This is a genomic window from Escherichia sp. TW09308, from assembly GCF_000208565.1.
GTDB lineage: Bacteria > Pseudomonadota > Gammaproteobacteria > Enterobacterales > Enterobacteriaceae > Escherichia > Escherichia marmotae.
The window spans coordinates 2,998,004-3,010,081 of the sequence record NZ_AEME01000001.1; the positions used below are offsets into that span (position 1 = coordinate 2,998,004).

Consider the following 12,078-nt stretch of genomic DNA (forward strand, 5'->3'; position numbering starts at 1 on the left):
ACTAATAATTTTATCTTTGACCGTCTCTTTTAGGCGACACAACGGCTGATTTATAGTCAAATCGTGAAGCACTCATAAACCTATCAAAACAACGTACAATCAGTACGTTATCAAACTATTTTGTTTATTGGCACAGTTAATGCATAATAGTAACCAGTGGCTCATTCACCCACTTATGTCAGCCCCTTCGGGACGTGCTACATAAAAACCGAATGACGCACAACAAGGTGCCTGCCGTCCAACTTCTGATATCAGCGTAGCTATATCAACCATCGGGCGAAACGTCGAGTTAGGCACCGCCTTATTCCACAACAAAGCCGGGTAATTCCCGGCTTTGTTGTATCTGAACAGCCCCTCGGTTAGCATCACGTTATTCGCGTCTGACGAGAGTAATGCCTTGAAACGCTGGCCCGTTTTTCCCCATTCATTACGACAACTGGTAACGCTGGCATTCCTGCTGATCCTGCTGCCCTTGTTAGTGTTGGCATGGCAAGCCTGGCAAAGCCTGAATGTACTTAGCGATCAGGCGGCGCTGGTCAACCGCACGACGCTTATCGATGCCCGGCGCAGTGAAGCGATGACCAACGCGGCGCTGGAGATGGAGCGTAGCTACCGTCAGTATTGCGTGTTGGACGATCCCACCCTGGCGAAGGTCTACCAAAGCCAGCGCAAGCGTTACAGCGAAATGCTCGACGCCCACGCAGGCGTGCTGCCGGACGATAAACTCTACCAGGCATTGCGTCAGGATTTGAACAATCTCGCCCAACTTCAGTGCAACAACAGCGGCCCCGATGCCGCCGCTGCTGCGCGTCTGGAAGCCTTCGCCAACGCGAATACTGAAATGGTACAGGCCACGCGCACCGTGGTGTTCTCTCGTGGGCAGCAACTGCAACGAGAAATTGCCGAACGTGGGCAATATTTCGGCTGGCAATCGCTGGTACTGTTTCTGGTAAGCCTGGTAATGGTGCTGCTTTTCACACGGATGATTATCGGTCCGGTAAAAAATATTGAACGGATGATCAACCGATTGGGGGAAGGGCGTTCTCTGGGTAATAGCGTTTCGTTCAGCGGCCCTCGTGAATTACGTTCGGTCGGGCAACGAATTATCTGGTTAAGCGAGCGCCTGTCATGGCTGGAATCTCAACGCCATCAGTTTTTAAGACATCTATCTCATGAATTAAAAACGCCGCTGGCGAGTATGCGCGAAGGTACTGAATTACTTGCTGATCAGGTTGTTGGGCCGCTCACGGCAGAGCAGAAAGAGGTGGTGAGCATTCTCGATAACAGCAGTCGCAATCTGCAAAAGCTGATCGAACAACTGCTTGATTACAACCGTAAACAGGCGGACGGCGCGGTGGCACTGGAGAACGTCGAGCTTGCACCACTGGTGGAGATGGTAGTTTCCGCTCACAGCTTGCCTGCACGGGCTAAAATGATGCATACCGACGTCGATCTGCAGGCAACAGTTTGCCAGGCAGAGCCAATGTTGTTGATGAGCGTGCTGGATAATCTTTACTCCAATGCGGTGCACTACGGGGCTGAATCCGGTAACATTTGCCTTCACAGCAGCTTACATGGTGCGCGGGTTTACATTGATGTCATCAATACAGGTACGCCCATTCCGCAAGAGGAACGCGCCATGATCTTCGAACCCTTTTTTCAGGGAAGTCACCAGCGAAAAGGGGCGGTGAAGGGCAGCGGTCTGGGATTAAGCATTGCCAGGGATTGTATTCGCCGTATGCAAGGGGAACTGTATCTGGTCGATGAGAGCGGGCAAGACGTTTGTTTCCGTATTGAATTGCCTGCGTCAAAAAACACGAAATAATGCTAAGAGCCTATCCCATTAGGCTATTTTATTTGCCAGTTTGGCCCCGGGCAGTGCTCGAAATCCTCACGTACTACGTGTACGCTCCGGTTTCTCCGCGCTGTCCATGTCCAAACTTCCTGCAACAATTACGCCCACTGGGAAAGGCTCTAAGTCTGGTGAATATGCGACACATTTTTCAACAAATTTTGCCCCGGCGGCTATGGCTGGCGGGGTTGCCTTGTCTGGCATTGCTGGGCTGTGTGCAGAGTTACAATAAACCAGCTCTTAATACGCCAGCAGAAGAAAAAATTCCGGTTTATCAACTGGCTGATTATCTTCCTACTGAATGTAGTGACATCTGGGCGCTGCAAGGGAAATCAACCGAAACTAACCCGCTTTACTGGCTACGGGCGATGGATTGTGCCAACCGCTTAATGCCAGCGCAATCGCGTCAGGAAGCCCGCAAGTATGGCGACGGTAGCTGGCAAAATACCTTTAAACAGGGAATTTTGCTGGCCGACGCTAAAATTACGCCTTTTGAGCGCCGCCAGTTAGTTGCGCGCATTGACGCGTTAAGTACAGAGATCCCGGCGCAGGTTCGCCCGCTGTATCAGCTCTGGCGCGATGGTCAGGCGTTACAATTGCAACTGGCGGAAGAGCGTCAACGCTACAGTAAACTCCAGCAGTCCAGCGATAGCGAGCTGGATGCTTTGCGCCAGCAACATCACGTTCTACAGCAGCAACTGGAGCTTACCACCCGTAAGCTGGAAAATCTGACCGATATTGAACGTCAGCTCTCGACCCGTAAACCTGCCGGAAATTTCGCGCCGGACGCGACGCACGAGAGTGAAAAGCCCGCGCCATCTACCAATGAGGTCACCCCTGATGAGCCATAAACCTGCGCATTTATTATTGGTCGATGATGATCCCGGATTGTTGAAATTACTTGGTCTGCGCCTGACCAGCGAAGGCTACAGCGTGGTCACGGCGGAAAGTGGCGCTGAAGGGTTGCGGGTACTGAATCGCGAAAAAATAGATTTAGTCATCAGCGACCTGCGGATGGATGAAATGGACGGTATGCAACTGTTTGCCGAAATCCAGAAAGTGCAGCCGGGGATGCCGGTTATCATCCTCACCGCGCATGGTTCCATTCCCGATGCCGTTTCCGCGACACAGCAAGGCGTGTTTAGTTTCCTCACCAAACCCGTCGATAAAGACGCGTTGTATCAGGCAATTGACGATGCGCTGGAGCAATCCGCGCCAGCCACCGACGGACGCTGGAGCGAGGCTATTGTCACCCGCAGTCCGCTGATGCTGCGTTTGCTGGAACAGGCGAGGCTGGTAGCGCAGTCTGACGTTAGTGTGCTGATTAACGGCCAGAGCGGCACGGGGAAAGAGATTTTCGCCCAGGCGATCCACAACGCCAGCCCACGCAACAACAAACCGTTTATTGCCATTAACTGTGGCGCATTGCCTGAACAGTTGCTGGAGTCAGAACTGTTTGGTCATGCACGCGGCGCGTTTACTGGTGCCGTCAGCAATCGCGAAGGTTTATTCCAGGCGGCGGAAGGCGGTACGCTGTTTCTCGATGAGATTGGCGATATGCCCGCGCCGTTACAGGTAAAATTGCTGCGCGTGTTGCAGGAGCGCAAAGTCCGTCCGCTGGGCAGCAACCGCGATATTGATATCGACGTGCGGATTATTTCCGCCACTCATCGCGACCTGCCAAAAGCGATGGCGCGAGGTGAGTTCCGCGAAGATCTCTATTACCGCCTCAACGTTGTTAGTCTGAAGATCCCCGCACTGGCGGAGCGCACGGAAGATATTCCGTTGTTAGCAAACCATTTATTGCGTCAGGCGGCAGAGCGACATAAACCGTTTGTCCGTGCGTTCTCCACCGATGCGATGAAGCGCCTGATGACCGCCACCTGGCCGGGCAATGTGCGCCAGTTGGTGAATGTGATTGAACAGTGCGTGGCGCTGACGTCATCTCCGGTGATTAGTGATGCGCTGGTGGAGCAGGCGCTGGAAGGAGAAAACACGGCGCTACCCACCTTTGTTGAGGCGCGTAATCAGTTTGAACTCAACTACTTGCGCAAGCTGCTGCAAATCACCAAAGGCAATGTCACCCACGCGGCGAGAATGGCGGGGCGCAACCGGACAGAATTTTATAAACTGCTTTCCCGACACGAACTGGATGCAAACGATTTCAAGGAATGAATTGGCGTAATGTGTTACGTTTAGCAGATCAAAAGACAGGCGACCTTTTCAAGGAATAGCATGAAAAAGATTGATGCGATTATTAAACCCTTCAAGCTGGACGATGTCCGCGAAGCACTGGCTGAAGTCGGCATTACCGGTATGACGGTAACCGAAGTGAAAGGTTTTGGCCGCCAGAAAGGCCATACCGAGCTGTATCGCGGCGCGGAGTATATGGTGGATTTTCTGCCGAAGGTGAAAATTGAGATCGTCGTACCCGACGACATTGTGGATACCTGTGTAGACACCATTATTCGCACAGCGCAAACCGGTAAAATTGGTGACGGTAAAATCTTCGTCTTTGACGTGGCACGGGTCATTCGTATCCGTACCGGTGAAGAGGACGACGCGGCAATTTAAACCGCGCCGGGGTTGCCGGATGTCTCCATCCGGCAATATCAAATCACAGCACCTTATGTGGGCCAAAGCATTCGTAATGAATGTTTTCCTGCTTCACGCCCAGATCCACTAACTGTTTTGCGGCAAACTGCATGAAGCCAACCGGGCCGCAGAGATAGAACTGCATTGCCGGATTGCTGAACGCACCTTCGAGTTTGCTCAGATCCATCAGACCTTCGCTATCAAACTGACCTTTCGCGCGATCGGCTTCACTCGGCTGACGATACCAGGTATGCGCGGTAAAGCGCGGCAGCGATTGCCCCAGTTCCTTAACTTCATCGGCAAAGGCGTGAACATCGCCATTTTCTGCAGCATGGAACCAGTTCACCTGGGCGCTATGGCCTGTTTTTGCCAACGTGTCGAGCATCGCCAGCATTGGCGTCTGACCGACACCCGCAGAGATTAAGGTCACTGGCGTGTCATTCGCTACATCCATAAAGAAATCACCAGCCGGAGCCACCAGCTTCACGACATCGCCAACGTTAGCGTGATTGTGCAGCCAGTTGGATACCTGTCCGCCATCTTCGCGTTTCACTGCAATACGATAGCCTTTGCCATCCGGTTTACGGGTCAAAGAGTACTGACGAATTTCCTGATGCGGGAAACCTTCCGGCTTCAGCCAAATGCCGAGATATTGTCCCGGACGGTATTCTGCCACTGCGCCACCGTCGACCGGTTCCAGTTCGAAACTGGTGATCAATGCGCTGCGTGGTGTTTTAGCCACAATGCGGAAATCGCGCGTACCTTCCCAGCCACCGGCTTTGCTGGCGTTTTCGTTATAAATTTCTGCTTCGCGATTGATAAACACATTTGCCAGTACGCCATACGCTTTGCCCCATGCGTCCAGCACTTCCTGACCCGGGCTGAACATTTCGTCGAGGGTGGCCAGCAGGTGTTCGCCTACGATGTTGTACTGCTCCGGTTTGATCTGGAAGCTGGTGTGTTTCTGCGCGATTTTCTCCACTGCTGGCAGCAGCGCAGGCAGGTTTTCAATATTACTGGCGTAGGCGGCAATGGCGTTAAACAGGGCTTCACGTTGATCGCCATTACGCTGGTTACTCATATTGAAAATGTCTTTGAGTTCTGGGTTATGAGTAAACATACGGTCGTAGAAATGGGCGGTTAATTTCGGCCCTGTTTCCACCAGCAAAGGGATAGTGGCTTTTACTGTAGCGATGGTTTGAGCGTCAAGCATAGAGTCTTCCTTTTTTTTGCATCTTAATTGATGTATCTCAAATGCATCTTATAAAAAATAACCCTGTCCTGTAAATGGTTCCTTGGTGTTTTTCATTAGGAATGTGATGAAGTGAAAAATTTGCATCACAAACCTGAAAAGAAATCCGTTTCCGGTAGTAAGTCCTTTATTCACCAAAGCCTTGACGTGCTTGAAGGTAATCGTTTGCGTAAATTCCTTTGTCAAGACCTGTTATCGCAGAATGATTCGGTTATACTGTTCGCCGTTGTCCATCAGGACCGCCAAAATTAGGCGAAAAAATTTTATTGTTAGCTGAGTCAGGAGATGCGGATGTTAAAGCGTGAAATGAACATTGCCGATTATGATGCCGAACTGTGGCAGGCTATGGAGCAGGAAAAAGTACGTCAGGAAGAGCACATCGAACTGATCGCCTCCGAAAACTACACCAGCCCGCGCGTAATGCAAGCACAGGGCTCTCAGCTAACCAACAAATATGCTGAAGGTTATCCGGGTAAACGTTACTACGGCGGTTGCGAGTATGTTGATATCGTCGAACAACTGGCGATCGATCGCGCGAAAGAGCTGTTCGGCGCTGACTACGCTAACGTTCAGCCGCACTCCGGTTCCCAGGCTAACTTTGCGGTCTACACCGCGCTGCTGGAACCAGGCGATACCGTTCTGGGTATGAACCTGGCACACGGCGGTCACCTGACTCACGGTTCTCCGGTTAACTTCTCCGGTAAACTGTACAACATCGTTCCTTACGGTATCGATGCAACAGGTCATATCGACTACGCAGATCTGGAAAAACAAGCGAAAGAACACAAACCGAAAATGATCATCGGCGGCTTCTCAGCATATTCCGGCGTGGTTGACTGGGCGAAAATGCGTGAAATCGCTGACAGCATCGGTGCTTACTTGTTCGTTGATATGGCGCACGTTGCGGGCCTGGTTGCTGCTGGCGTCTATCCGAACCCGGTTCCTCATGCTCACGTTGTCACTACTACCACTCACAAAACCCTGGCGGGTCCGCGCGGCGGCCTGATCCTGGCGAAAGGTGGTAGCGAAGAGCTGTACAAAAAACTGAACTCTGCAGTCTTTCCGGGTGGGCAGGGCGGTCCGCTGATGCACGTAATCGCCGGTAAAGCAGTAGCGCTGAAAGAAGCGATGGAGCCGGAGTTCAAAACTTACCAGCAGCAGGTCGCGAAAAACGCCAAAGCGATGGTAGAAGTGTTCCTCGAGCGCGGCTACAAAGTGGTTTCCGGCGGTACTGATAACCACCTGTTCCTGGTTGATCTGGTTGATAAAAACCTGACCGGTAAAGAAGCTGACGCCGCTCTGGGCCGTGCTAACATCACCGTGAACAAAAACAGTGTACCGAACGATCCGAAGAGCCCGTTTGTGACCTCCGGTATTCGTGTGGGTACTCCGGCGATTACCCGTCGCGGCTTTAAAGAAGCAGAAGCGAAAGAACTGGCTGGCTGGATGTGTGACGTGCTGGACAGCATCAATGATGAAGCGGTTATCGAGCGCATCAAAGGTAAAGTTCTCGACATCTGCGCTCGCTACCCGGTTTACGCATAAGCGAAACGGTGGTTTGCTGACAATGTGCTCGTTGTTCATGCCGGATGCGGCATGAACGCCTTATCCGGCCTACAAAACTTTGCAAATTCAATACATTGCAATATCCGTGTAGGCCTGATAAGCGTAGCGCATCAGGCAATCTTACGTTTGTGATCATCGCGAGGTTTCCTTCGGGAAGCCTTGTTACGTTATCGCGGCATTAAATTTGCCGTAACTGCGCTTCAACATACAAATAGCCAATCCCCAGCACCTGTTGCGCGCGGCTTAATTGCCCGAAGCCAATTTGCGTCGCTTTCACGCCAGGCCCTTCATCGCGGTCGAACGGATTAAACCCTGTCTGGCGAATAATGGTATTAAGCCAGTTCTCGCCAAAGGCGCAACTACGACCATACAGCCAAATCTGATTAATATTGAGGATGTTGAGGAAGTTATACAGACTTAAACCAATGGCGTTAGCACTGCAGTCAACCCAACTGGTGACCCACGGTTCTCCACTTTGCCAGGCAGCGATTAATTGCGCGGTAGTCAGTTTTTCGGGATCAAGTTGAGTATTGTCCGGCTGTGATTTTAGCCATACCCGCGCCTGCCTTTTTAATGCGCTTAACGAGGCGACGGTTTCCAGGCAGCCGTAACGTCCACAATCACAGGCGACGCCATCGGGGTTAACGATGGTGTGACCAATCTGTCCGCTGCCATACAAACTGCCGCGATAAATTTGCTCGTTAATCACGAACGACGAGCCAATGCCGTAATCAACGTTGATCACGCAGAAATCACGCCCCTGCGAATTTTTTTGCCATTTCTCCGCCAGCGCCAGCATCACGCAGTCATTATCGACCATTACCCGAATGCCGAGCTTTTCTTCCAGCAGATATTTCACCTCAACCGGCGCTGTCCACGGCGCTTGCGGCATGGTTTGCGATACGCCGGTGACCGGATCAACCTGGCCGTGAATTGCCAGCGCCAGATTGATAGTGCGCTCTGGCCACAGTTTGCGATGGCGATGCCAGCATTTTTCGATCTCCGCCAATAGCGCCTGCGGTGTCGGAGCGTCAATCTGAAAGCGTTCAAATTCACCTTTCGGACTTAAACAGGCATTAGCGACCTGACACTCAATGCTGGTGGGCGTAACGTTCAGACACAGCGTCCAGGCACCCTCCGGTGCAATGAGCCATGTGCCGCTGCTATGCCCGCGCGTCTGGCTTTCATCGTCGATATTCACCACCCGCTTTTCGTTTTCCAGCTCCTGCAAAATATTACTGACTGCCGGAATCGAAATTTGCGCCAGTCGGGCCAGCGTCGATTTATTGGCACGTTTTTGCCGGTACAGCAGCTCCAGAATCACGCATTTGTTATGGTGGCGGATCTGTTGATTGTTAATGCAGGCTCTCATCTTCACTAAACCTTGTTTAGTTAATTGCGTGATTATTCCGCGAAAACATTGCCAGATTGTTCAATACACTGCCACAAATCTTTTAATTCAGTATGTCTTGTTAATATTGAGGGCACCATGACTCCAGTAAAAGTGTGGCAAGAGCGCGTTGAGATCCCGACCTATGAAACCGGGCCGCAGGATATACATCCCATGTTTCTGGAAAATCGCGTTTATCAGGGATCGTCCGGCGCGGTTTATCCCTATGGCGTGACGGATACGCTGAGCGAGCAGAAAACCCTGAAATCGTGGCAGGCGGTATGGCTGGAAAACGACTACATCAAAGTGATGATCCTGCCGGAACTGGGCGGTCGTGTGCATCGCGCGTGGGATAAAGTAAAACAGCGCGATTTTGTCTATCACAATGAGGTGATAAAACCGGCGCTGGTAGGGCTGCTGGGGCCGTGGATCTCGGGCGGGATTGAGTTTAACTGGCCGCAACACCATCGCCCGACCACCTTTATGCCCGTTGATTTCGCCATCGAAGCACATGAAGATGGCGCACAGACTGTATGGGCTGGCGAAACGGAACCGATGCACGGTTTACAGGTGATGACCGGTTTCACGCTGCGCCCTGACCGTGCCGCACTGGAAATCGCCAGCCGCGTCTATAACGGCAATGCTACGCCGCGTCATTTTTTGTGGTGGGCCAATCCGGCGGTGAAAGGTGGTGAAGGGCATCAGAGTGTTTTCCCACCGGATGTGACTGCGGTATTCGATCATGGCAAACGGGCCGTTTCAGCTTTCCCCATTGCCACCGGAACCTATTACAAAGTGGACTACTCCGCCGGGGTGGACATTTCTCGTTATAAAAATGTACCCGTTCCAACATCATATATGGCCGAAAAATCACAGTACGATTTTGTTGGCGCGTGGTGTCACGATGAAGATGGCGGTTTGCTTCACGTTGCCAACCACCATATTGCACCAGGTAAAAAACAGTGGAGCTGGGGACACAGTGAATTTGGTCAGGCGTGGGATAAGAGCCTGACCGACAATAACGGCCCGTATATCGAACTGATGACTGGCATTTTTGCTGACAACCAGCCCGATTTTACCTGGCTTGATGCTTACGAAGAGAAGCGTTTCGAGCAGTATTTCCTGCCTTATCATTCTCTGGGCATGGTGCAAAACGCCTCCCGCGACGCGGTGATTAAATTAGAGCGTAGCGAGCGGGGGATTGAGTGGGGGCTGTATGCCATCTCCCCGTTGAGTGGATATCGTCTGGCGATCCGCGAAATCGGCAAATGCAACGTGTTACTTGACGATGCCGTAGCCCTGACACCAGCGACCGCCATCCAGGGCGTGTTACACGGTATTGATCCGGGCAGATTGACTATCGAACTTTCCGATGCTGACGGCAATATTGTACTGAGTTATCAGGAACATCAGCCGCAAGAACTACCGTTGCCGGACGTTGCTAAAGCGCCACTGGCAGCACAAGACATTACCAGTACAGATGAAGCCTGGTTTGTCGGTCAGCATCTGGAGCAATACCATCACGCCAGCCGTTCGCCGTTCGATTACTACCTGCGTGGCGTGGCGTTGGATCCGCTCGATTATCGCTGCAACCTGGCGCTGGCGATGCTGGAATATAACCGCGCAGATTTCCCGCAAGCGGTGGCATATGCCAGTCAGGCGCTAAAACGCGCACATGCACTGAATAAAAACCCGCAGTGCGGACAGGCAAGTTTGATTCGCGCCAGTGCTTACGAACGTCAGGGGCAATATCAACAAGCTGAAGAGGATTTCTGGCGTGCAGTCTGGAGCGGCAACAGTAAAGCGGGCGGCTATTACGGTCTGGCACGACTGGCGGCGCGTAATGGCAACTTCGAGGCAGGGCTGGATTTTTGCCAACAAAGCCTGCGCGCCTGCCCAACTAATCAGGAAGTGCTTTGCCTGCATAATCTGCTGCTGGTATTAAGCGGCCGTCAGGATAATGCGCGTTTACAGCGCGAGAAACTGCTGCGCGATTATCCGCTGAACGCCACCCTGTGGTGGTTGAACTGGTTCGATGGTCGTTCTGAATCTGCCTTCACGCAGTGGCGAGGTCTGTGTCAGGGGCGCGACGTGAACGCCCTGATGACTGCCGGGCAGTTGATTAACTGGGGAATGCCCGCCCTGGCGGCAGAGATGCTGAACGCACTGGACTGCCAACGCACGTTGCCGCTTTATCTGCAAGCGAGCTTATTGCCGAAAGCTGATCGTGGCGAACTGGTGACAAGAGCCATTGATGTCTTTCCGCAGTTTGTCCGTTTCCCGAATACGCTGGAGGAAGTGGCGGCACTGGAGAGCATTGAAGAGTGTTGGTTCGCCCGTCATTTACTGGCCTGCTTCTACTACAACAAGCGTTGCTACGACAAAGCCATTGCCTTATGGCAGCGTTGCGTAGAGATGTCGCCGGAGTTTGCCGACGGCTGGCGCGGGTTGGCGATCCATGCGTGGAATAAGCAGCACGATGATGAACTGGCCGCGCGTTATCTTGATAATGCTTATCAGCTTGCGCCACAGGATGCACGTCTGCTTTTCGAACGCGATTTGCTGGATAAGTTAACCGGATCTTCGCCGGAGAAACGACTGGCGCGTCTGGAAAATAATCTGGAAATTGCCCTGAAACGCGACGACATGACCGCAGAACTGCTCAATTTGTGGCATCTCACCGGTCAGGCAGACAAAGCGGCGGACATTCTCGCCACGCGCAAATTCCATCCGTGGGAAGGCGGGGAAGGGAAAGTTACCTGCCAGTTTATCCTCAACCAGTTGTTACGCGCATGGCAACACCTTGATGCCAGACAGCCGCAGCAGGCAAGCGAACTGCTTCATGCCGCGTTGCATTATCCGGAGAATTTAAGCGAAGGTCGTTTACCTGGGCAGACTGATAACGACATCTGGTTCTGGCAGGCAGTATGCGCGAAAACGCAGGGCGATGAAGCTGAGGCGACGCGCTGCTTACGAATGGCGGCGACCGGCGATCGCACCATTAACATCCACAGTTATTACAACGATCAGCCGGTCGATTATCTCTTCTGGCAAGGGATGGCACTGCGATTGCTGGGCGAACAACAAACGGCACAGCAACTGTTCAGTGAAATGAAACAGTGGGCGCAACAGATGGCGAAAACCAGTATCGAAGCGGATTTCTTTGCTGTTTCACAACCGGACTTGTTGTCGCTGTATGGCGATTTACAACAGCAGCATAAAGAAAAATGCCTGATGGTGTCGATGCTGGCGGCTGCGGGATTAGGGGAGATTGCGCAATATGAATCTGTGCGCGCTGAACTGACGGCGATTAATCCGGCCTGGCCGAAAGCGGCATTATTCACCACCGTGATGCCTTTTATTTTTAACTACGTTCACTAAACCCTATTAACTGTAATATTTGAGCGGCATGCGCTGCCGCTC

At 52.3% G+C, this 12,078-nt stretch carries 8 protein-coding genes; 6 read left to right on the plus strand and 2 right to left on the minus strand.

Going from position 1 to position 12,078, the window contains the following annotated elements:
• Nucleotides 1–397: 397 nt before the first annotated feature.
• From qseE to glnB, 4 genes are all read left to right on the plus strand, one after another.
• Nucleotides 398–1,825, plus strand: a complete 1,428-nt coding sequence (gene qseE, locus ESM_RS0114240) for a two component system sensor histidine kinase QseE/GlrK (protein WP_001516892.1) — start codon at nucleotides 398–400, stop codon at nucleotides 1,823–1,825.
• Between the two features lie 164 nt (nucleotides 1,826–1,989).
• Nucleotides 1,990–2,703, plus strand: a complete 714-nt coding sequence (gene qseG / locus ESM_RS0114245; protein WP_001215851.1) for a two-component system QseEF-associated lipoprotein QseG — start codon at nucleotides 1,990–1,992, stop codon at nucleotides 2,701–2,703.
• Nucleotides 2,693–4,027, plus strand: coding sequence for a two-component system response regulator GlrR (glrR, locus tag ESM_RS0114250; protein ID WP_001516890.1), 1,335 nt, complete (start codon nucleotides 2,693–2,695; stop codon nucleotides 4,025–4,027). The genes qseG and glrR overlap by 11 nt, the downstream gene beginning before the upstream one ends.
• A 60-nt stretch (nucleotides 4,028–4,087) precedes the next feature.
• Entirely contained in the window at nucleotides 4,088–4,426 is a 339-nt protein-coding gene (gene glnB, locus ESM_RS0114255; protein WP_000717694.1) for a nitrogen regulatory protein P-II, read from the plus strand.
• 43 nt (nucleotides 4,427–4,469) lie between these two features.
• On the opposite strand, the gene hmpA is transcribed toward glnB, so the two are convergent.
• A complete protein-coding gene (gene hmpA, locus ESM_RS0114260; protein WP_000883084.1) occupies nucleotides 4,470–5,660 on the minus strand; it encodes an NO-inducible flavohemoprotein in 1,191 nt (396 codons plus the stop codon).
• A gap of 330 nt (nucleotides 5,661–5,990) precedes the next feature.
• Between hmpA and glyA the strand changes: the two genes are divergently transcribed.
• Nucleotides 5,991–7,244 carry a serine hydroxymethyltransferase gene (gene glyA / locus ESM_RS0114265; protein WP_000919159.1) on the plus strand — a complete coding sequence of 418 codons (1,254 nt, stop codon included), beginning with the start codon at nucleotides 5,991–5,993 and terminating at the stop codon, nucleotides 7,242–7,244.
• A 199-nt stretch (nucleotides 7,245–7,443) separates the two neighbouring features.
• On the opposite strand, the gene ESM_RS0114270 is transcribed toward glyA, so the two are convergent.
• The gene (locus ESM_RS0114270) at nucleotides 7,444–8,637 is read right to left on the minus strand and encodes an ROK family protein (RefSeq protein WP_010378922.1); all 1,194 of its coding nucleotides are present in this window, start codon (nucleotides 8,635–8,637) and stop codon (nucleotides 7,444–7,446) included.
• 117 nt (nucleotides 8,638–8,754) lie between these two features.
• Here ESM_RS0114270 and ESM_RS0114275 point away from each other — a divergent pair, with 117 nt between their 5' ends.
• Nucleotides 8,755–12,036, plus strand: a complete 3,282-nt coding sequence (locus ESM_RS0114275; RefSeq protein ID WP_010378926.1) for a DUF5107 domain-containing protein — start codon at nucleotides 8,755–8,757, stop codon at nucleotides 12,034–12,036.
• The last annotated feature ends 42 nt before the right edge of the window (nucleotides 12,037–12,078 follow it).

Excerpts from the sequence above, each read along its gene's own strand:
- ESM_RS0114275 (WP_010378926.1), top strand. The coding sequence starts at position 8,755 with ATGACTCCAGTAAAAGTGTGGCAAGAGCGCGTTGAGATCCCGACCTAT.
- qseG (WP_001215851.1), top strand. The coding sequence starts at position 1,990 with ATGCGACACATTTTTCAACAAATTTTGCCCCGGCGGCTATGGCTGGCG.
- glrR (WP_001516890.1), top strand. The coding sequence starts at position 2,693 with ATGAGCCATAAACCTGCGCATTTATTATTGGTCGATGATGATCCCGGA.
- ESM_RS0114270 (WP_010378922.1), bottom strand. The coding sequence starts at position 8,637 with ATGAGAGCCTGCATTAACAATCAACAGATCCGCCACCATAACAAATGC.
- glyA (WP_000919159.1), top strand. The coding sequence starts at position 5,991 with ATGTTAAAGCGTGAAATGAACATTGCCGATTATGATGCCGAACTGTGG.
- glnB (WP_000717694.1), top strand. The coding sequence starts at position 4,088 with ATGAAAAAGATTGATGCGATTATTAAACCCTTCAAGCTGGACGATGTC.
- hmpA (WP_000883084.1), bottom strand. The coding sequence starts at position 5,660 with ATGCTTGACGCTCAAACCATCGCTACAGTAAAAGCCACTATCCCTTTG.